This window comes from Kitasatospora sp. GAS204B (assembly GCF_029892155.1).
Lineage (GTDB): Bacteria > Actinomycetota > Actinomycetes > Streptomycetales > Streptomycetaceae > Kitasatospora.
Genome location: NZ_JARZAG010000009.1, coordinates 167,827 through 188,331 on the forward strand (window position 1 = coordinate 167,827; position 20,505 = coordinate 188,331).

Below are 20,505 nucleotides of genomic sequence, written 5' to 3' on the forward strand. Positions count from 1 at the left end.
GGGTCGGGGTGGGCCGCCAAGGTCCTGGAGGCCCACCCCGAGAGAGTCGGTGACCGCTCAGCGGCCGTTGAAAGCGTCCTTCAGCCGGGAGAACAGCCCCTGCTGCCCCGGCGCGAAGTGGCCCGAGGGCCGCTCCTCGCCGCGCAGCACCGCGAGGCGGCGCAGCAGTTCCTCCTGCTCGGGCTCGAGCTTGGTGGGCGTCTGCACCTCGACGTGCACTATCAGGTCGCCTCGGCCGCCCCCGCGCAGGTGGGTGACGCCCCGTCCGTGCAGCGGGATCGACTGGCCGGACTGGGTGCCGGGCCGGATGTCGACCTCCTCCAGGCCGTCCAGGGTCTGCAGCGGCACCTGGGTGCCGAGCGAGGCGGCCGTCATCGGGATGGTCACCGTGCAGTGCAGGTCGTCGCCGCGCCGCTGGAAGGTGGCGTGACTGGTCTCGGCGATCTCCACGTAGAGGTCGCCGGCCGGGCCGCCGCCGGGGCCGACCTCGCCCTCGCCGGCCAGCTGGATCCGGGTGCCGTTGTCGACACCGGCCGGGATCTTGACCGTGAGGGTTCGGCGGGCCCGGACCCGGCCGTCGCCCGCGCACTCCGGGCACGGGGTCGGGACCACGGTGCCGAAGCCCTGGCACTGCGGGCACGGGCGCGAGGTCATGACCTGGCCCAGGAAGGAACGGGTGACCTGGGAGACCTCACCCTTGCCGCGACACATGTCACAGGTCTGCGCCGAGGTGCCCGGGGCCGCGCCCTCACCGGAGCAGGTGGTGCAGGTGACGGCCGTGTCGACCTGGAGCTCCTTGGTGGTGCCGAAAGTGGCCTCCTCCAGGGTGATCTCCAGCCGGATCATCGCGTCCTGGCCGCGCCGGGTGCGCGAGCGCGGGCCGCGCGGGCCGGCGGCGGCGCCGAAGAAGGCGTCCATGATGTCGGAGAACCCGAAGCCCGCCGCACCCGCGCCGAAGCCGCCCCCGCCGCCGTTCGGCGACAGCGGGTCCCCACCCAGGTCGTAGACCTGCCGCTTCTGCGGGTCGGAGAGCACCTCGTAAGCGGCGTTGATCTCCTTGAACCGCTCCTGCGTCTTCGGGTCCGGGTTGACATCCGGGTGCAGTTCACGGGCAAGGCGCCGGAACGCCTTCTTGATCTCGTCCTGCCCCGCGTCCCGTCGGACGCCGAGTACCGCGTAGTAGTCCGTGGCCACCAAATGCTCCGCTTGTTCTGCCTGTGGAAAGTCCTGCTGCGACTGGGTTGCCTACTAAATCTAGTAGGGGTGCTGCTACGACTCGGCCAGGATCTGCCCCACGTACCGGGCGACCGCCCGGACCGCCCCCATCGTGCCGGGGTAGTCCATCCGAGTCGGGCCGATCACTCCGAGCTTGGCCACGCTCTCATCGCCCGAACCGTAACCGACCGAGACGACAGACGTGGAATTCAGGCCCTCGTACTCGTTCTCCCGACCGATCCGCACCGTCATCCCGCCGTCGGCGCTCTCGCCGAGCAGGCGCAGCAGCACCACCTGCTCCTCCAAGGCCTCCAGCACCGGCTGGATGGTGAGCGGGAAGTCATGACCGAAGCGGGTCAGGTTGGCCGTGCCGGCCAGCATGATCCGCTCCTCGTTCTGCTCCACCAGGGTCTCGAAGAGGGTGGAGAGCACGGTGGAGACGATCGGGCGCTCGGCCGGCTCGAAAGCGGCGGGCAGATCGTCCACCAGGGCGGGGACGTCGGGGAAGCGCTGGCCGCCGGCCCGGGCGTTCAACCGGGCGCGCAGGTCGGCCAGGGTGGACTCGCGGGCCGGCCCCGGGCAGTCGACCATCCGCTGCTCGACCCGCCCGGTGTCGGTGATCAGCACCAGCATCACCTTGGCCGGGGCGAGCGAGACCAGCTCGACATGACGCACCGTCGAGCGGGAGAGCGAGGGGTACTGGACCACGGCGACCTGGCGGGTCAGCTGGGCGAGCAGCCGCACGGTGCGGGCCACCACGTCGTCCAGGTCGACCGCGCCGTCCAGGAAGTGCCGGATCGCCCGGCGCTCGGGGGCGCTCATCGGCTTGACCTCGGCCAGCCGGTCGACGAAGAGCCGGTAGCCCTTGTCGGTCGGGATCCGGCCTGCGCTGGTGTGCGGCTGCTGGATGTAGCCGTCCTCTTCGAGGGTGGCCATGTCGTTGCGCACGGTGGCCGGCGAGACGCCGAGGTTGTGCCGCTCCACCAGGGCCTTGGAGCCCACCGGCTCCTCGGTGCCGACGTAGTCCTGGACGATGGCGCGCAGCACGGAGAGCTTGCGCTCGTCGAGCTGGCGGATCTCCAGCCGGCCGACCTCGCCGCCCTTGCCCGCGCGGGCCGCCGAGCTGGCCCTGGCGCTGCTGCGAGCCGGGCGGGCGGCGGGCCCGGACCGACCGGTCGACTGGTCGCCGACCGGGTCACGGCCGCTCTGACGCGGGTCGGAATCAGGTTCGTCGAACATGGCACGCACCTCCCTCTTCGCGCGTTGTCCAGGTACCAGGCCTGCATGGCAAGCACCGTGCCGAGTGGCTCGGCGGGTACTTCGTCGGATCGGGCTTGGCACTCTGCTCTGTGGAGTGCCAAAACCGTACCTGCCAGTGTAAGGCCCGGGTCCGACGGCAGGAACGCCCTGGCCGTGGATGCCGCGCGGATCACTCCGCGTAGCATCCCGCCCGGACGGACGTGACGCGCGACGCGCGAACGCGCCCGACAAGGGTGGTGCCCGCCGCCCGGCGAAGTGGCAGCATCGATAGCAACTGAGACCGAGGCGGGCAGAACCGCCTCGGCGATGGAGATCTGAATGGACAGAGGAGCAGCCATGTCGGCGTCCGGCCCCCACACTCGTTTTGCTCCCGACCGTGGGCTGTCCACGCGGATGGTCACCACGATGTTCCTGATCGGGCTGCTGTACGTCGGCTTCACGGGTGTGCTGATCGTCCTGCTGAGGGGCGCCTGGCCGCTGATCGTGGTGCTGATGGGCGGGCTCTTCGTCGCGCAGTTCTGGTTCAGCGACAAGATCACCGAGCGGGCGATGGGTGCCCACCAGGTCACCCCCGAGCAGTACCCGCAGCTGCACGGCACCATTGACCGGCTCTGCGCGCTGGCCGACATGCCCAAGCCGCGTGTCGCGGTCGCCGACAACGACATGCCCAACGCCTTCGCCACCGGCCGCAACCCGGAGAACGCGGTGGTCTGCGTGACCACCGGCCTGCTGCGCCGGCTGGAGCCGGAGGAGCTGGAGGGCGTGCTGGCGCACGAGCTCTCGCACGTCGCGCACCGGGACGTCGCGGTGATGACCATCGCCGGCTTCCTCGGCGTGCTGGCCGGCGCGATCACCCGGATCGCGCTCTACAGCGGCATGATGAGCGGCGGCAACCGGAACAACAACAACAATGACAACGCCGCGATCCTGATGATCATCATCCCGATCGTCAGCGTGGTGGTCTACGCGATCAGCTTCCTGCTCACCCGGCTGCTCTCCCGCTACCGCGAGCTGGCCGCCGACCGGGCCGCCGCCCAGCTCACCGGCCGGCCCAGCGCGCTCGCCTCGGCGCTGACCAAGGTGACCGGGCAGATCTCCGCGATCCCGACCAAGGACCTGCGCCAGGCGCAGCCCTACAACGCCTTCTTCTTCGCCCCGGCGCTGAACGCCCGCGAGGCGGCCACCCAGCTGATGTCCACCCACCCCAGCCTGGAGCAGCGGCTCGAGCAGCTGGGCAAGATCTCCACCGAGCTGGGTCAGCGCTGACCCGCGAACCACCCCTCGAGAAGCACCCTCGAAAGGAACGATCCGTGGGATTCCTGGACGCGCTGCTGGGCCGCAGCAAGCCGGTCAAGCCCGACCTCGACCAGCTCTTCGGTGTGCCCTCCGCCGCCCTGACCCTGGAGGCCGCTGCCGGCTTCACGCCCACCGGACTGGGCTCGGTCTGCTTCGCCGCAGTCGAGGGCGGCGCCTTCGTCGAGGTCGAACGGCAGGTGCGGGCCCTGCTGGACGCCGACACGGCGGGCGGCGGCACGCCGGTCGAAGCCAGCCGGGACGAGTACGGCTACTCCTGGCTGCTCGCCCGGCACACCCCCGACGAGCTGCCCGACCTGGTCAACGACCTGCACGCGGTCAACAGCGAGCTGGAGGCCAACGGTTTCGGCCCGCAGCTGCTCTGCTCGCTGGTCGGCTTCCGCAACGAGGCCGGGCAGTCGCTGGCGCTGGTCTACCTCTACAAGCGCGGCTCGTTCTACCCGTTCGCCCCGATGCCCGGTGGCGGCGAGCGGCGCAACAGCCCGCTGGAGCTGCAGACGAAGGCGATGCTCGCCAACGACCTGCGGCTCGAGGCCGACCTGAGCCGCTGGTTCCCGGTCTGGGGCGCGCCCGGCCTGTGAGCGGCAGTGCGCGATGGTGAGCCGACGGCCCGTCCGATCCTGACGGGCCGTCGGCTTTTCCTATAGTTCCTCCCATGCGCAGCACTCAGTACGGCCCGGACCTCACCCCGCCCTGGAAGCGGCAGCAGCCAGCCCCGGAGGTACCCGCCGAGCGGGACCTGGTGGTCGAGGAGGCCGCCACCGGCTTCTGCGGCGCGGTGGTGCGCTGCGAGAAGACCGCCGAGGGCGTGACCGTCACCCTGGAGGACCGGTTCGGCAAGCACCGGGTCTTCCCGCTGGTGCCGCGCGGCTTCCTGCTCGAGGGCAAGGTGGTCACCCTGGTCCGCCCGAGCGGCCCGGCGCCCGCCCGGGGCCCGGCACGGACCGCCTCCGGCTCGATCGCCGTCCCCGGGGCCCGGGCCCGGGTCGCCCGGGAGTCGCGGATCTACGTCGAGGGCCGGCACGACGCGGAGCTGGTCGAGCGGGTCTGGGGCGATGACCTGCGGATCGAGGGCGTGGTGGTCGAGTACCTGGAGGGCATCGACGACCTGCCGGCGATCGTGGCCGAGTTCGGCCCGGGGGACGGACGGCGGCTGGGCGTCCTGGTGGACCACCTGCTCCCCGGGACCAAGGAGCACCGGATCGCCTCGGCCGTCACCGGGGAGGCCGTGCTGGTGGTGGGCCACCCGTTCATCGACATCTGGCAGGCCGTCAAGCCGGACAGCGTGGGGATCGCCGCCTGGCCCGAGGTGCCGCGCGGGGAGGTCTGGAAGGAGGGCATCTGCCGCCGCCTGGGCTGGCCGGTGGACACCCCGGCGGCCTGGAAGCGGATCCTGGCCTCGGTGAACTCCTTCCGGGATCTCGAGCCGGAGCTGCTGGGACGGGTCGAGGAGCTGATCGATTTCGTCACCCAGTCGGAGGGCTGACGGCCCGTCAGTCTCGTGCTCAGTCCACCAGGTCCCGGACCACCGCGTCCGCCAGCAGCCGCCCGCGCAGGGTCAGCGCGGCGCGACCGGCCGCGAACGGCTCGGCGGCCAGCAGCCCGTCGGCCAGTGCCCGCTCGGCGGCCTTCAGACCGGCGGGGGCCAGCAGGTCGAGCGGGCAGCCCTCGACCAGGCGCAGCTCCAGCAGGATCCGCTCGACCCGGCGGTCCTCGGCCGGCAGCACCTCGCGCCCCTGGGCGGGCGTGCGGCCCTCGGCGAGCGCCCGCGCGTAGGCGGCCGGGTGCTTGGCGTTCCACCAGCGCACGCCCCCCACGTGGCTGTGGGCGCCGGGGCCGGCGCCCCACCAGTCGGCCCCCGTCCAGTACAGCTCGTTGTGCCGGCAGCGGGCCGCCTCGTCGGTGGCCCAGTTGGAGACCTCGTACCAGTGGTAGCCGGCCGCGGCCAGCGCCTGCTCGGCGATCAGGTAGCGGTCGGCGTGCACGTCGTCGTCGACCATCGGCAGCTCGCCGCGCTTGATCCGCCCGGCCAGCCGGGTGCCCTCCTCGACGATCAGCGAGTAGGCCGAGACGTGGTCGGGCCCGGCGCCGATCGCGGCCGCCAGCGACGCGCGCCAGTCCTCGTCGGACTCCCCCGGCGTGCCGTAGATCAGGTCCAGGTTGACGTGCTCGAAGCCGGCCGCCCGCGCCTCGGCGACGCAGGCCTCCGGACGGCCCGGGGTGTGGTGGCGGTCCAGCACCTTCAGCACGTGCGGCCGGGCGCTCTGCATCCCGAAGGAGATCCGGTTGAAGCCGCCCTCGCGCAGCTCGGCCAGGTAGGCCGGGTCGACCGACTCGGGGTTGGCCTCGGTGGTCACCTCCGCGTCCTCGGCGAGCCCGAACTCCTCCCGGATCGCGGTCAGCATCGCCACCAGGTCGCGGGCCGGCAGCAGGGTGGGCGTGCCGCCGCCGAGGAAGACGGTGCGCACCGGCAGCTCGGCGCTGCCCAGCACCTTGCGGGCCAGCCGGATCTCGCCGACCAGGTTCTGCGCGTAGGTCTCCTGGGAGGCGACGGCGCCCGAGGAGTGCAGCTCGGTGGCGGTGTAGGTGTTGAAGTCGCAGTAGCCGCAGCGGGTGGCGCAGTACGGCACGTGCAGATAGAAGCCGAACGGCCGGTCACCGAGTCCGGTGAGGGCGTGGGCGGGCAGCGAACCGTCGGACGGCACGGGTTCGCCGTCGGGGAGTGCGGAGGGCATGGGTCCATTGTCCGGTACGGCGGGGGTTACCCCGTCCGTACCGGACCAGCCCGTGACTCAGGCCTCGTTGGCGCCCGCGTACATCTCCTGGACCGCCTCGGCGTAGACCCGCTCGACCACCGGACGCTTGATCTTCAGGCTCGGGGTCAGCTCGCCGTGCTCGATGTCCAGGTCGCGCGGCAGGAGGTGGAACTTCTTGACCGTCTGCCAGCGCTGCAATTCGCCGTTGAGCTTCTTCACGAAGCCCTCGATCAGCGCCCGCGTCTCGGGCGAGCCGGCCACCTCGGCGTAGCTCTTGCCGCTCAGGCCGTGCTCGGCGGCCCACTGCATGATCACCGGCTCGTCCAGCCCGATCAGCGCGGTGCAGTAGTTGCGGCCGTTGCCGATCACCAGGATGTTGCTGACGAACGGGCAGAGCGCCTTGAACTTGCCCTCGACCTCGCTGGGCGCGACGTACTTGCCGCCCGAGGTCTTGAACATGTCCTTCTTGCGGTCGGTGATCCGCAGGTAGCCGTCCGAGCTGAGCTCGCCGATGTCGCCGGTGTGGAACCAGCCGTCCGGCTCCAGCACCTCGGCGGTCTGCTCGGGGTTGTCGTGGTAACCGCGCATCACGCCGGGGCCACGCAGCAGGATCTCGCCGTCCTCGGCGATCCGGACCTCGGTGCCCGGCAGCGGCAGGCCGACCGTGCCGATCCGCACGTCCTCGGCGGGGTTGACCGCCGAGCCGGCGCTGGTCTCGCTGAGCCCGTAGCCCTCCAGGATCGGCACGCCGGCGCCCATGAAGAAGTAGCCGATCTCGGGGGCCAGCGCGGCGCTGCCGGAGACCGAACCGCGCAGCCGCCCGCCGAAGGCCTGGCGGATCTTGGCGTAGACCAGCTTGTCGGCGATCGCGTGCTGGACGGACAGGGCGAGCGGCGCGCTGTCGCGGCCGGTGGCGATCCGGTTGTCCTGGGTGGTCCGGGCGTACTCCCGGGCCACCCTGGCCGCCCACAGGAAGATCTTGTACTTGGCGCCGCCCTCGGCTCTGGCCCGGCCCGCGATGCCGTTGTAGACCTTCTCGAAGATCCGCGGCGCGGAGGCCATCAGGGTGGGCTTGATGGCGGGCAGGTTGTGGATGATCCGGTCCACCCGGCCGTCCACCGCCATCACGTGGCCGGTGGCGATCTGGCCGGAGATCAGCGTCTTGCCGAAGACGTGGGAGAGCGGCAGCCACATGAACTGCACGTCGTCGGCGCGCAGCAGGCCGCTCTCCTGCTGGGCCAGGCCCTCGTACGACCAGCAGTCGTGCACCAGGCGCACGCCCTTGGGGCGCCCGGTGGTGCCGGAGGTGTAGATCAGGGTGGCGAGCTGCTCGGGGTCCAGCGCGTCGACGGAGTCGCGGACGGCGTCCGGGTTCTCCTTGAGCAGGGCGGCGCCGCGCTCCTCGAGCTCGGTCAGGGTGAGCACGGTCAGACCCTCGACCTCCGGGCGCTCGGCCGGGGCGTCGAGCAGGATCACCGTGGCCAGCTCGGGCAGCCGGTCCCGCTGGTCGACCGCCTTGGCGAGCTGGGCGGCGTTCTCGGCGAAGAGCGCCTTGCTGGCCGAGTTGGCGAGGATGAAGCCGGTCTCCTCGGCGTTGGTGCTCGGGTAGACCGTGGTGGTGGCGGCCCCGGCGCACATGTTGCCGAGGTCGGCGAGGATCCACTCGATCCGGGTCGAGGCCGCGATCGCCACCCGGTCCTCGCGCTCGATGCCCAGCGACATCAGGCCGGCGGCCACGTTCTTGACCCGCACCGCGGTCTGCGCCCAGGTGAGCGAGCGCCACTGCTCGGCGCCCGGCGCACCGTCCGCCGCGTGTTCGTCGACCGGAACGGGGAACCTGTATGCCTCCGTGTCAGGCGTGGCATCTACCCTGCTGAAGAACAGATGGGCCACTGAGGCCGGGCGCCCGGCGATCTTGTCGGAGCCGATGACGGACTGCGCTGAACTCAACGAGACCTCCGGGGGACCAGGTGGCCGAGGGGTGGATGCGTGCGGGGGCTAGGGGGTGGGCCACCCGACGGGTTCGTTATCAGCGGGTTACTTAACTCGCCGGTAACAAAGCTGCCGACAGCCTAGGCCCAAAGGGCGCCCCTGTTAAGAGGGAACCGCAGTCTGACATCGTGCCGAACTCGTAGTGCCGCATCAGTGCTTCACCAGTGCTTCAACCGTGTCTCAACAGCGCCTCATAAGCCCCTCATCAGCGCCTCAACCGAAGACGTGACCAATCCGATGGTCGGATCAGGAGATATACCCGCGTGGCAAGCGTGGCAAGGCAGAAAATGAGGGTGCGAATCCTCCCGTCAACGTCGAGAGTGTCCGAGTGCTGATCAGACTTCTCAGGGCCCACCTCGGGCCCTATACCAAACCCATCTCCCTGCTGGTGCTGCTCCAGCTGGTTGCCACCATCGCCTCCCTCTACCTGCCGACCCTGAACGCCGACATCATCGACACCGGCGTGATCAAGGGCGACACCGGCTACATCATCCGCACCGGCGGAGTGATGCTGGCGATCACCCTCGCGCAGATGCTCTGCTCGATCGGCGCCACCTACTACGGCGCCCGCACCGCGATGGCCGTCGGACGGGACCTGCGGGCCTCCGTCTTCGACCGGGTGCAGAGCTTCTCCTCCCGCGAGGTCGGCCAGTTCGGCGCCCCCTCGCTGATCACCCGCTCCACCAACGACGTCCAGCAGGTCCAGATGCTGGTGATGATGTCCTTCGCGCTGATGGTGGCCGCACCGATCATGTGCGTGGGCGGCATCATCATGGCGCTCAACCAGGACGTCCCGCTCTCCAGCCTGCTGGTCATCGTGGTCCCGGTGCTCGCCGTCATCGTCATCCTGCTGGTGCGCAAGCTCCGCCCCGCCTTCCGCGGCATGCAGACCCGGATCGACGGCGTGAACCGGATCCTGCGCGAGCAGATCACCGGTATCCGGGTGATCCGCGCCTTCGTCAAGGACGGCCACGAGCAGGACCGGTTCGGCGTCGCCAACGACGAGCTGACCGACTACTCGCTGCGCACCGGCCGGCTGATGGCCTTCATGTTCCCGTCCGTGATGCTGGTGGTGAACGTGTCCAGCATCGCCGTGCTCTGGTTCGGCGCGCACCGGATCGCCAGCGGCGGCATGCAGGTCGGCGCGGTGACCGCGTTCCTCTCCTACCTGATGCAGATCCTGATGAGCGTCATGATGGCCACCTTCATGTTCATGATGGTGCCGCGCGCCGAGGTCTGCGCCGAGCGCATCGTCGAGGTGCTCGACACCGAATCCAGCGTCGTGCCGCCGGTCACGCCGGTCACCGAGCTGCGCTCGCACGGGTACCTGGAACTGCGCGACGTCGAGTTCCGCTACCCCGGCGCCGAGACCCCGGTGCTGCGCGGCATCGACATCACCGCCCGCCCGGGCGAGACCACCGCCGTGATCGGCAGCACCGGCAGCGGCAAGAGCACGCTGCTCAGCCTGATCCCCCGGCTCTCCGACGCCACCGGCGGCCAGGTGCTGGTCAACGGCGTGGACGTGCGCGAGGTCGCACCCGCGACGCTGGCCGAACGGGTCGGCCTGGTGCCGCAGAAGCCGTACCTGTTCTCCGGCTCGGTGGCCAGCAACCTGCGCTACGGCAAGCCCGACGCCACCGACGAGGAGCTCTGGCAGGCGCTGGAGATCGCCCAGGCGAAGGACTTCGTCGAGCGCATGGAGGGCGGTCTGGACGCACCGATCGCCCAGGGCGGCGGCAACGTCTCCGGCGGGCAGCGCCAGCGCCTGGCGATCGCCCGGGCCCTGGTCCGCAGGCCGGAGATCTACCTCTTCGACGACTCCTTCTCGGCCCTCGACTACGCCACCGACGCCCGGCTGCGGGCCGCGCTGCTGGCGGAGACCTCGGAGGCCACCGTGGTGATCGTCGCCCAGCGGGTGAGCACCATCCGCGACGCCGACCGGATCATCGTCCTCGACGAGGGTGAGGTGGTCGGCAGCGGAACGCACCACGAGCTGATGGCCGACAACCCGACATACCGGGAGATCGTGCTCTCCCAGCTCACCGAGCAGGAGGCGGCGTGACCACCCCGCAGAAGTCCGGCGGCCCCGCCGTCGGCGCGGCCGAGCCCGAGGACGCGGCCAAGCCCGGCGGCGGCCCGGCGCTGACCGCCTCGCAGGAGGCCGCCGCCCGCCGCGGTCCGGCCGGCCCCGGCCGGTTCATGGGCGGCCAGGGTGCCGAGAAGTCGATGGACTTCAAGGGCTCCAGCCGCCGGATGCTCGGCCTGCTGCGCCCCGAGCGTGCGGCACTGAGCGGCATGGTCGTCCTGGGCGCGCTCAGCGTCGGCTGCGCGGTGGCCGGGCCCAAGCTGCTCGGCAACGCGATGGACCTGATCGTCAAGGGCTTCCTCGGCCACCAGATCCAGACCCCGCAGGCCCTGCAGTACATCCTGAGCAAGGGCGGCAAGCAGGCCGACGTGCTCCGCGCGACCCACTTCACCCCCGGCCACGGGATGGACTACGGCGCCATCGGCACCGTGCTGATCTGGGTGCTGCTGATCTACGTCGGGTCGGCGGCGTTCGGCATCGTGCAGGGCCGGCTGGCCGCGCGCGCGATCAACAAGACGGTCAACCGGCTGCGCGGCCAGGTGGAGACCAAGATCAGCCGGCTGCCGCTGAGTTACTTCGACAAGCAGCCGCGCGGCGAGGTGCTCAGCCGGGTCACCAACGACATCGACAACGTCGGCCAGTCCATGCAGCAGACCATGGGCCAGGTGGTGAACTCGCTGCTCACCATCGTCGGCGTGCTGGCGATGATGTTCTGGATCTCCTGGATCCTCGCGCTGATCGCGCTGGTCTCGGTGCCGCTCTCGGTGGTCGTCGCGGCCCGGGTCGGCAAGCGCGCCCAGCCGCAGTTCGTCGCGCAGTGGAAGACCACCGGCAAGCTGAACGCGCACATCGAGGAGATGTACACCGGGCACGCCCTGGTGAAGGTCTTCGGCCGGCAGAAGGAGGCGGCGGAAACCTTCCGCCAGCAGAACGAGGAGCTCTACGCCTCCAGCTTCCGGGCGCAGTTCATCTCCGGGATCATCCAGCCCGCGATGATGTTCATCGGCAACCTCAACTACGTGGCGGTCGCCGTGGTCGGCGGGCTGCGGGTGGCCAGCGGCGCGCTCTCCATCGGTGACGTGCAGGCCTTCATCCAGTACTCGCGGCAGTTCAGCCAGCCGCTCACCCAGGTCGCGAGCATGGCCAACCTGCTGCAGTCCGGCGTCGCCTCGGCCGAGCGGGTCTTCGAACTGCTGGACGCCGACGAGCAGTCCGCCGAACCCGAGCGCCCCGAGCGCCCGGCCGAACTGCGCGGCCTGGTCTCCTTCGAGGACGTCGCCTTCCGCTACGACCCCGACAAACCGCTGATCGAGGACCTCTCCCTCAAGGTCGAACCCGGCCAGACCGTCGCCATCGTCGGCCCCACCGGCGCCGGCAAGACCACCATGGTCAACCTCCTCATGCGCTTCTACGAGGTCACCGGCGGCCGGATCACCCTGGACGGCGTCGACATCGCCGCCATGTCCCGCGAGGAACTGCGCGCCGGCATCGGCATGGTCCTCCAGGACACCTGGCTCTTCGGCGGCACCATCGCCGACAACATCGCCTACGGCGCCACCCACGCCACCCGCGAGCAAGTCATCGAAGCCGCCAAAGCCGCCCACGTCGACCGCTTCGTACGCACCCTGCCCGAGGGCTACGACACCGTCATCGACGACGAAGGCACCGGCGTCAGCGCCGGCGAGAAACAACTCATCACCATCGCCCGCGCCTTCCTCGCCCAACCCAGCATCCTGGTCCTGGACGAAGCCACCAGCTCCGTCGACACCCGCACCGAAGTACTGATCCAACGCGCCATGGCCCTACTGCGCACCGGCCGCACCAGCTTCGTCATCGCCCACCGCCTCTCCACCATCCGCGACGCCGACGTCATCCTCGTGATGGAGAACGGCTCGATCGTCGAACAGGGCTCGCACGACGACCTGATCGCCACCGAAGGCGCCTACGCCCGCCTCTACCAAGCCCAGTTCGCCCAAGCCGTGGCCGAGCAGGACTGACCTGACGCATGACGAAGGGCCGCCGTCCGCAGCTGCGGACGGCGGCCCTTCGTCATGCGGCCACGCCAGGCACCGGCTACTTCTTGGCGTCCTTCGGGGCGTCCGCGTCGGTGGAGAGCGCGGCGATGAAGGCCTCCTGCGGGACCTCCACGCGGCCGACCATCTTCATCCGCTTCTTGCCCTCCTTCTGCTTCTCCAGCAGCTTGCGCTTACGCGAGATGTCACCGCCGTAGCACTTGGCGAGGACGTCCTTGCGGATCGCCCGGACCGTCTCACGGGCGATGACCCGCGAGCCGATCGCGGCCTGGATCGGCACCTCGAACTGCTGACGCGGGATCAGCTTCTGCAGCTTGCCGGCCATCATGACGCCGTAGTTGTAGGCCTTGTCCTTGTGCACGATGGCGGAGAAGGCGTCCACGGCGTCGCCGTGCAGCAGGATGTCGACCTTGACCAGGTCGGCGGTCTGCTCACCGATCGGCTCGTAGTCGAAGGAACCGTAGCCGCGGGTCTTGGACTTCAGCTGGTCGAAGAAGTCGAAGACGATCTCGGCCAGCGGCAGCGTGTAGCGCAGCTCGACCCGGTCCTCGGAGAGGTAGTCCATGCCCTGGAGGTTGCCGCGACGAGCCTGGCAGAGCTCCATGATCGCGCCGACGAAGTCGTTCGGCGCCAGGATGGTGCCGCGCACCACCGGCTCGTAGACCTCGGCGATCTTGCCGGTGGGGAACTCGCTCGGGTTGGTGACGGTGTGCTCGGTGCCGTCCTCCATGACCACCCGGTAGATCACGTTCGGGGCGGTGGAGATCAGGTCGAGGTTGAACTCGCGCTCCAGGCGCTCCCGGATGATCTCCAGGTGCAGCAGGCCGAGGAAGCCGCAGCGGTAGCCGAAGCCGAGCGCGACCGAGGTCTCCGGCTCGTAGACCAGCGCGGCGTCGTTGAGGCGCAGCTTGTCCAGCGCGTCGCGGAGCAGCGGGTAGTCGCTGCCGTCGAGCGGGTAGAGGCCCGAGAAGACCATCGGGCGCGGATCCTTGTAGCCGCCCAGCGCCTCGGTCGCACCCTTGTGCATCGAGGTGATGGTGTCACCGACCTTGGACTGCCGGACGTCCTTCACACCGGTGATGATGTAGCCCACCTCGCCGACGCCGAGGCCGTCGGCGACCTTGGGCTCGGGCGAGATGACGCCGATCTCCAGCAGCTCGTGGGTGGCGCCGGTGGACATCATCGCGATCCGCTCACGCTTGGTGAGCTGGCCGTCGACCACCCGGACGTAGGTGACCACGCCGCGGTAGGAGTCGTAGACCGAGTCGAAGATCATCGCGCGGGCCGGGGCGTCCTTGACGCCGACCGGGGCGGGGATCTTCGCGACCACGTGGTCGAGCAGGTCCTCGACACCCAGGCCGGTCTTCGCGCTGACCTTGAGCACGTCCTCCGGGTCGCAGCCGATGATGTGCGCGAGCTCGGCGGCGTACTTCTCGGGCTGGGCGGCCGGCAGGTCGATCTTGTTGAGGACCGGGATGATCGTGAGGTCGTTCTCCAGGGCCAGGTACAGGTTGGCCAGGGTCTGCGCCTCGATGCCCTGGGCCGCGTCCACCACCAGGATGGTGCCCTCGCAGGCGGCCAGGGAGCGGGACACCTCGTAGGTGAAGTCCACGTGGCCCGGGGTGTCGATCATGTTGAGGATGTGCGTGGCGCCCTCGTGCTCACCGGTCTTCGGGGCCCACGGCAGGCGGACCGCCTGCGACTTGATGGTGATGCCGCGCTCGCGCTCGATGTCCATCCGGTCGAGGTACTGGGCACGCATCTGCCGGGGGTCGACAACGCCGGTGATCTGCAGCATCCGGTCGGCGAGGGTCGACTTGCCGTGGTCGATGTGGGCGATGATGCAGAAGTTGCGGATCAGCGCCGGGTCGGTACGGCTGGGCTCTGGCACGTTCGTAGGGGTCGCGGGCACCTTGGTCCGATTCTCCGTTGGTCCGGGGGGGGCCGGACGCTGTCGTCCGATCCAGGAGCCCTGGACTGTGTCTCAAATACCAGGGTTCCGTCCATCTTCCCATGAGCCCGCCGCCACCCGCCGGTTTGGGGGGCGCGGCCGGGCCCTGGTAGCGTGGGGCGCTGCACCTCGCTTTCGGCATGCCCTCTCAGCTGGTCCGGAGCGAAGGACGCAACACCCGCAGACCCGATCGATCAGATAAGACTGAGGCTCTTTCGTGGCGAACATCAAGTCCCAGATCAAGCGCAACAAGACCAACGAGAAGGCGCGCCTGCGCAACAAGGCCGTCAAGTCCTCGCTGAAGACCGCGCTGCGCAAGGCCCGCGAGGCCGTTGCCGCCGGTGAGACCGAGAAGGCCACCGTGCTGGCCCGCGAGGCCTCCAAGGCCCTCGACAAGGCCGTGAGCAAGGGCGTCATCCACAAGAACCAGGCCGCCAACAAGAAGTCGGCGATCACCAAGCAGGTCGTCGCCACCCAGGCCTGAGCACCGCTCGCCTGGCTCGGCGGCGGCACGCCGTCGCCGTAGCTCTTCGCAGTACCTCGCAGTATCCCTCGGGTGATCGTCCGGCCCTCTACCCGGAGCCCCCAGGGCGCACGAACTCGTACCGCACGCGGCCTGCGTTCGCCACGCGGGTGCGGTGCACAGCTCGACCGGCAGGCGCCGTGGCAGTCCCTTCACCGGGACGTCGCGGCGCCTGTCGGCGTTTGCGGGGCGCTTGCGGGGGCCGGCGCGGGCGGGGGCCGGCGCGGGCGGGGTTGTGTCCGTTGTCGGTGTCGGGGGTGGGGAGGTGCGCCGGGTATATCGTCGAGCAACGCTCCGATCCCGGCTCATCACTCTCCGCCGCCTCCTGGGGGACCGCCCATGTCGACACCGCCGCAGGCTCAGCCCGGCTACGGCTACGGCTATCCGGTGTTGCCGGCCCAACCGCCCCAGCAACTGCCGCCCCAGCAACCACCGGTCGAGCAACCCGTGCAGGGGCCCACGCCCGTGCCACGTGGGCGGCGACTGCTGCGGCGGGCCCGGTGGGGGTTCGCGGGTGCGCTGGTGGCCTCGGCCTTCTGGACGGTGGCGGTGTGGACCGTGCCCGGGATGGTCAGACCGCCCTCCGCCGCACTGTCGACCGGGGCGTACCGGGTGACCGACAACCTGTGCGCCACGGCGCCACTGACTCGGCTCGGCCAGCTGTACCCGGTCTCGGCCGGGACGCCGAACCACTTCACCACGCGGACCAAGGCACTCGACGACATGAGCTGCACCGAGTACCTCAAGAGGTCCGCCACCGACGCCGGCTACGTCTCGGTGTACCTGGACACGTCACTGCACCACGCGGTCAACCCGGCGGCCGAGTTCGCGTCGGAGCGCAGTGCCCTGTCGCAGCGGCAGTTCCAGACCGGCGACGTCCCGGAGTTGGGCAGCCAGGCCTTCACCGGGTACCAGGACCTGCAGAGCGGCCCCGACCGCAACCAGCACTTCGTGACCCAGCTGATCTATGTCCGGGACGGTGGGGCGGTCTTCTACCTGTCCTGGACCGGCTCCTACGAGGCCGGCAAGGACTCCGTGCCCGACCGGGACGGGATTCGGCAGGCCGTGGTGATCGACGCCCGCGACGCGCTGCGGGCACTGGGCGGGCGGGGCTGAGCGGGCGGGGGTGAGCGGGCGGGGGTGAGCGCGAGCAGGGTTGTCGCGCACAGCCGTTGCCCCTGTGCTGCTTTTGTGCTGCCGCTGAGGTCCGTCAGTACGGGCGGGCGCCGGCGCGAGCCGCCCGGGCGACCGCGACCACCGCGCGCTCCAGGGCATAGGCGGGATCGTCCGAACCGCCCTTGACGGCGGCGTCGGCCTGCGCGATCGCGGTCAGCGCGGCGGCGACGCCGTCGCCGGTCCAGCCGCGCATCTGCTGGCGGACCCGGTCCACCTTCCACGGCGGCATGCCCAGTTCGCGTGCCAGGTCGGCCGGGCGCATCGAGCGGTCCGCCGTGGCGAGCCGGCCGATGCTGCGCACGCCGGCGGCCAGCGCGTAGGTGATGCCGGTCGGCGGCTGGCCCACCGCCAGCGCCCAGCGCAGCCGCTCCAGCGCGTCGGCGGCCCGACCGGTGACCGCCAGGTCGGCGACCTCGAAGCCGGTGGCCTCGGCCCGACCGCTGTAGTAGCGGGCCACCACGCGCTCGTCGATGGTGCCCTCGACGTCGGAGGTGAGCTGGCTGCAGGCGGCGGCGAGCTCCCGCAGGTCACCCCCGAGCGCGTCCAGCAGCGCCTGGCAGGCCTCCGGACTGGCCGACCGGCCGAGCGTGCGGAACTCGCCACGGACGAAGGCGATCCGCTCGCCGGCCTTGGTCAGCTTGGCGCAGGCCACCTCGCGGGCGCCGGCCTTGCGGGCCGCGTCGAGCAGGCCCTTGCCCTTCGGTCCCCCGGCATGCACCAGGACGATGATCACCTCATCGGCCGGCGCATCCAGGTAGGCCTTGAGCTCCTTCACCGACTCCGCCGCGAGATCCTGCGCGGCCCGGACCACGATCACCTTGCGCTCGGCGAAGAGCGAGGGAGTGGTCAACTCGGCCAGGCTCCCGGGCTGCAGGGCGCCGGGGGCGAGATCGCGCACGTCCGTATCGGGATCCGCCGCCCTCGCCGCGGCCACCACCTGGGCAACCGCACGGTCCAGCAGCAACTCCTCCTGGCCGACCGCGAGGGTCAGCGGGGCGAGCAGGTCGTCGGGTGCACTCTTCCTGGCCATCGCGTACCAGCATCCCATGGGCGACCGACAGGTCCGGGGCCACCGACGGCAGACCACCGGAGACAATGGTCAGCGTGAGCTCTCGTGACATCCCTGACACCCGTGACTTCGACACCCCTCCGGCCGTGCCCGTCGGCGTGACCACGGGCCGGCAGCTGCTGGTCCTGGCCGACCGCGACGAGGCCGAGGCGGTGGCCGAGGCGCTGCTCGAACAGTGGCCGGCGCTCGGTCCGTTGGAGCTGGTGCGGGATGCGCTGGCCGGGGAGGACGACGCCGAGGACGCGCAGTGGCTGGTCGTGTTGGAGGAGCCCGTGGGCGGCTGGCAGGCGGAGCTGGTGGCAGCGGTGGACGCGCTGGTCGCGGAGCACGAGGGGTGGCGCGAGGAGGGCTAGGGCCTGTACGGCCGGCTTCGGTGGTGCTGTCATCCTCGTTCTCGCTGTCCGGGTGGGGGTGGATGAGGGCGCGCAGGGCGGTGGGGGTGTCACCGAGGACGGCGATGTCGCCGCTCTGGTCGGTGCGCAGCACGGTGGTGCCCAGGGCGCGTAGTTGGTCGACGGTGCGGGCGGCCGGGTGGCCGTAGGGGTTGCCGGCGCCGACCGAGATCAGCGCGAGGCGCGGTCGCAGGGCTCGGGCCAGGTCCCAGTCCTGGTTGGCCGAGCCGTGGTGGGCCACCTTGAGGACGTCGACCGGTCCCGGGTGCGCCCGGCTGAGCAGTTCGGCCTGGGCGGCCGGTTCGAGGTCGCCGAGCAGTGCCAGGCGCAGGCCGCCGGCCGTGACCAGCAGCGCAACGCTCGCGTTGTTGGCCCCCGGAGTCGCCGGGCCCAACTCGCCGACCGGCCACAGCACATCCCAGGACAGCTCGGGCCCCGCCGTACGGTGCTCCCCCGGCATCGCCCGCAGCACCGGCACCCCCGCCTCGGCCGCCCAGCGGGTCACCTTCGCGACCTCTCCCGGCGGTGTCGCCACGGTGGTCGTCTCGATCGCGCCGACCGAACGGTTGCGCAGCACACCCGGCAGACCCTCACTGTGATCAGCGTGGAAATGGGTCAACAGCACCATCGGCACCCGGGTGATCCCCAGATCGCGCAGGCAGGCGTCGGCCGCCGCCGGGTCGGGACCGGTGTCGACGACCACGGCGGTGTCCGAGCTGTCGTCACCAGGTCCGCCGGTGACGGGGAGGACCAGTAGGTCTCCCTGACCGACCGAGCACATCACCAGCCGGGCTCCGGTGGGCGGCCAGCCGGTGGCGATCCGGACCAAGGGCGCCGGGCGGAGCAGGAGCAGCAGAAATCCGAGCACGAGCAGGGCGGCCACCAGCACGCGGACGCGCCGCCGCAGCGGAGACGGGAGCACCGGCACGGGCACGGGCGTGGGACCAGACGCGAACGGGGCATCGAGCTGCTGCCCCGTCAGATCGCCATCGGCCTCGGCATCGCTACCGGCGTCATGCTTCGCGGGCAGCAGCAGCCGAACCGCGTAGCAGGCGGCGAGCACGGCGAGGGCCAGGCTGATCGTGCCCAACCAGCCTGGGGTCCAAGCGAGTTCGGCGCCCGGGAGGTCGGCGCCTGTCCTGGCCACCATCGCGAGCCACTCCGTCGGCAGCCCTGCCAACCCCGCCGCGAACCGGGCCAGCCCGGCGGAGAGCGGGGCGAGCGCAAGGGCGGCGAAGCCGATCAGGGTGGCCGGGGTGATGGCGAGTTCGGCGAGCAGGTTGCACGGGATACCCACCAGGCTGACGCGCGGTGCCAGCAGCACCGTGGCCGGTGCGCAGAACGCCTGCGCGGCGGCGGCGACGGCCACGCCGCCGGCCAGGTGGTGTGGCCAGCCGCGCTCGTGCAGCGCCCGCGCCCAACGCTGACCGGCGGTGAGCACCCCCAGGGTCGCGAGGGCGGACAGCAGGAAGCCGTAGGAACGGGCCAGGAACGGGTCCACCAGCAGCAGTACCAGGACACCACCGGCCAGTGCGGGAACCGCCTGGCGAGGCCGCCCCATGGCGAGCGCGAGCAGCCCGACCAGGCCGGTGGCGGCAGCTCTCAGCACGCTCGGGTCGGGCCGGCAGAGCGTCACGAAAGCCACCGTCAACACCGCGCCCAGCAGCGCCGTGACACGCAGCGGAACGCCCAGCAGCGCGGCCAGCCCACCGCGCTCGGCGGTGCCGGCCCGCGCGGGCGCGCCGAGCAGGACGGCGAGCACGATGGAGAGGTTGGCGCCGCTGACGGCCGTGAGGTGCACCAGGTCGGTGGCGCGGAACGCCTCGTCCAGGTCATCCGGCATCGCGGAGGTGTCGCCCACCACGAGCCCCGGGAGCAGCGCGCGGGCGTCGGACGGCAGCCCGGCACAGGCCTCGCGCAGGCCCTGGCGCAGCCGACCGGCTAGCCGTTGGGCCCAGCTGGGCGGGGCGAGTTGACGCGGTGACCCCTGGGCGAGCAGAGCGGCCGCCGTGTCCCGTCCGGCCCCGGAAGCTGGCAGCACCCGGGCCTGCGCGGCGATCCGGGCGGACGGCAGCAGGCCCTGCCAGGCGGCGGCGTCGCGCTCCTGGACGATGACGGTGACGGGCGTGCGGGTGCGGGTGGTGGCACCGGTCGAGACGGTGACCTGGTCGGCGATCGCGTCGACGGTGAGGACGGGGTGGCCCGGGTTGGAGCCGCGCGCGTGGGAGGTACGGGTGTGCGGGTCGCCGGTGATGGTGAGGTCGACCGAGACGTGGGTGGAGCTGGGCGCTGGAGCGGGCGTGGGAGTGGGCACGGGGGTACGGGCGGCGACCGGAGCGTCGGGGGCGGCGGCAGTTGAGCGGGCCAGCGCGGGCAGCGGGCCACGGTGCAGGTCGGCGGTGTGCAGCACGGTGCAGGCGGTGGCGGCCGCGCCGGTGAGCAGCAGGGCGGCGACCATCGCGAGCGGTGCGTGCGGGTGGTGGCGGGCGTTGCCGTCGGGGTCGTCAGCGTCGGGGTCCTCATCGTCGGGGTCGGCGTGGTGGCGGTGGTGGTAGTGGACGGCCAGCAGGAGGAGCGCGGCGGCTCCCGCGGCGAGGCCGGCGGCGGTCAGCAAGGCCGGGGCGTGCCCGGCGTCGGCGCCGAGCAGCAGGGCGGTGACACACCAGGCGACGATGGCGGGCAGCAGCAGGCGCAGGTCGGTGTGCTGGCCGGCGGCGGAGGGTGGAGGTGGCATCAGT

At 71.2% G+C, this 20,505-nt stretch carries 14 protein-coding genes and 1 pseudogene; 8 read left to right on the forward strand and 7 right to left on the reverse strand.

The window, feature by feature from the left end; all coding sequences use genetic code 11:
* Positions 1 to 57 precede the first annotated feature (57 nt).
* Entirely contained in the window at positions 58 to 1,194 is a 1,137-nt protein-coding gene (dnaJ, locus tag P3T41_RS15110) for a molecular chaperone DnaJ (RefSeq protein WP_280690350.1), read from the reverse strand.
* A gap of 75 nt (positions 1,195 to 1,269) precedes the next feature.
* The gene (gene hrcA, locus P3T41_RS15115) at positions 1,270 to 2,292 is read right to left on the reverse strand and encodes a heat-inducible transcriptional repressor HrcA (protein WP_280690431.1); all 1,023 of its coding nucleotides are present in this window, start codon (positions 2,290 to 2,292) and stop codon (positions 1,270 to 1,272) included.
* Positions 2,293 to 2,811: 519 nt separating this feature from the next.
* Here hrcA and htpX point away from each other — a divergent pair.
* From htpX to P3T41_RS15130, 3 genes are all read left to right on the forward strand, one after another.
* Positions 2,812 to 3,741, forward strand: a complete 930-nt coding sequence (gene htpX, locus P3T41_RS15120) for a zinc metalloprotease HtpX (RefSeq protein WP_280690351.1) — start codon at positions 2,812 to 2,814, stop codon at positions 3,739 to 3,741.
* A 44-nt stretch (positions 3,742 to 3,785) separates the two neighbouring features.
* Positions 3,786 to 4,370 carry a hypothetical protein gene (locus P3T41_RS15125; RefSeq protein ID WP_280690352.1) on the forward strand — a complete coding sequence of 195 codons (585 nt, stop codon included), beginning with the start codon at positions 3,786 to 3,788 and terminating at the stop codon, positions 4,368 to 4,370.
* Between the two features lie 74 nt (positions 4,371 to 4,444).
* Positions 4,445 to 5,275 carry a DUF3097 domain-containing protein gene (locus tag P3T41_RS15130; protein ID WP_280690353.1) on the forward strand — a complete coding sequence of 277 codons (831 nt, stop codon included), beginning with the start codon at positions 4,445 to 4,447 and terminating at the stop codon, positions 5,273 to 5,275.
* Between the two features lie 19 nt (positions 5,276 to 5,294).
* Here the strand turns inward: P3T41_RS15130 and hemW are convergent, their stop codons facing one another.
* Positions 5,295 to 6,524 (reverse strand): radical SAM family heme chaperone HemW, encoded by a 1,230-nt coding sequence (gene hemW / locus P3T41_RS15135; RefSeq protein WP_280690354.1) that lies wholly within the window; start codon positions 6,522 to 6,524, stop codon positions 5,295 to 5,297.
* A 57-nt stretch (positions 6,525 to 6,581) separates the two neighbouring features.
* On the reverse strand, positions 6,582 to 8,495 hold the full coding sequence (locus P3T41_RS15140) for an AMP-dependent synthetase/ligase (protein WP_280690355.1): 1,914 nt from the start codon (positions 8,493 to 8,495) through the stop codon (positions 6,582 to 6,584).
* A gap of 370 nt (positions 8,496 to 8,865) precedes the next feature.
* On the opposite strand from P3T41_RS15140, the gene P3T41_RS15145 reads away from it, so the two are divergent.
* On the forward strand, positions 8,866 to 10,599 hold the full coding sequence (locus P3T41_RS15145; protein ID WP_280690356.1) for an ABC transporter ATP-binding protein: 1,734 nt from the start codon (positions 8,866 to 8,868) through the stop codon (positions 10,597 to 10,599).
* Positions 10,600 to 10,736: 137 nt separating this feature from the next.
* Positions 10,737 to 12,620 (forward strand): ABC transporter ATP-binding protein, encoded by a 1,884-nt coding sequence (locus tag P3T41_RS15150; RefSeq protein ID WP_280690432.1) that lies wholly within the window; start codon positions 10,737 to 10,739, stop codon positions 12,618 to 12,620.
* A 76-nt stretch (positions 12,621 to 12,696) separates the two neighbouring features.
* On the opposite strand, the gene lepA is transcribed toward P3T41_RS15150, so the two are convergent.
* On the reverse strand, positions 12,697 to 14,568 hold the full coding sequence (lepA, locus tag P3T41_RS15155) for a translation elongation factor 4 (protein WP_280690357.1): 1,872 nt from the start codon (positions 14,566 to 14,568) through the stop codon (positions 12,697 to 12,699).
* 256 nt (positions 14,569 to 14,824) lie between these two features.
* Here lepA and rpsT point away from each other — a divergent pair, with 256 nt between their 5' ends.
* The gene (gene rpsT, locus P3T41_RS15160) at positions 14,825 to 15,091 is read left to right on the forward strand and encodes a 30S ribosomal protein S20 (RefSeq protein ID WP_280690358.1); all 267 of its coding nucleotides are present in this window, start codon (positions 14,825 to 14,827) and stop codon (positions 15,089 to 15,091) included.
* A gap of 378 nt (positions 15,092 to 15,469) precedes the next feature.
* On the forward strand, positions 15,470 to 16,246 hold the full coding sequence (locus tag P3T41_RS15165) for a hypothetical protein (protein ID WP_280690359.1): 777 nt from the start codon (positions 15,470 to 15,472) through the stop codon (positions 16,244 to 16,246).
* Positions 16,247 to 16,340: 94 nt separating this feature from the next.
* On the opposite strand, the gene holA is transcribed toward P3T41_RS15165, so the two are convergent.
* Positions 16,341 to 17,336, reverse strand: a complete 996-nt coding sequence (gene holA, locus P3T41_RS15170) for a DNA polymerase III subunit delta (RefSeq protein WP_280690360.1) — start codon at positions 17,334 to 17,336, stop codon at positions 16,341 to 16,343.
* 137 nt (positions 17,337 to 17,473) lie between these two features.
* On the opposite strand from holA, the gene P3T41_RS15175 reads away from it, so the two are divergent.
* Complete coding sequence (locus P3T41_RS15175; RefSeq protein ID WP_280690433.1) at positions 17,474 to 17,728, forward strand: hypothetical protein; 255 nt, start codon at positions 17,474 to 17,476, stop codon at positions 17,726 to 17,728.
* A gap of 283 nt (positions 17,729 to 18,011) precedes the next feature.
* Here P3T41_RS15175 and P3T41_RS36940 read toward each other — a convergent pair.
* Positions 18,012 to 20,501, reverse strand: a pseudogene (locus P3T41_RS36940) (ComEC/Rec2 family competence protein); the annotation flags it as partial.
* Positions 20,502 to 20,505: the final 4 nt, after the last annotated feature.

Coding starts and splice junctions, on each gene's coding strand:
- htpX (WP_280690351.1), top strand. CDS start 2,812: ATGTCGGCGTCCGGCCCCCACACTCGTTTTGCTCCCGACCGTGGGCTG.
- P3T41_RS15130 (WP_280690353.1), top strand. CDS start 4,445: ATGCGCAGCACTCAGTACGGCCCGGACCTCACCCCGCCCTGGAAGCGG.
- hemW (WP_280690354.1), bottom strand. CDS start 6,524: ATGCCCTCCGCACTCCCCGACGGCGAACCCGTGCCGTCCGACGGTTCG.
- P3T41_RS15150 (WP_280690432.1), top strand. CDS start 10,737: ATGGGCGGCCAGGGTGCCGAGAAGTCGATGGACTTCAAGGGCTCCAGC.
- P3T41_RS15165 (WP_280690359.1), top strand. CDS start 15,470: ATGTCGACACCGCCGCAGGCTCAGCCCGGCTACGGCTACGGCTATCCG.
- holA (WP_280690360.1), bottom strand. CDS start 17,336: ATGGCCAGGAAGAGTGCACCCGACGACCTGCTCGCCCCGCTGACCCTC.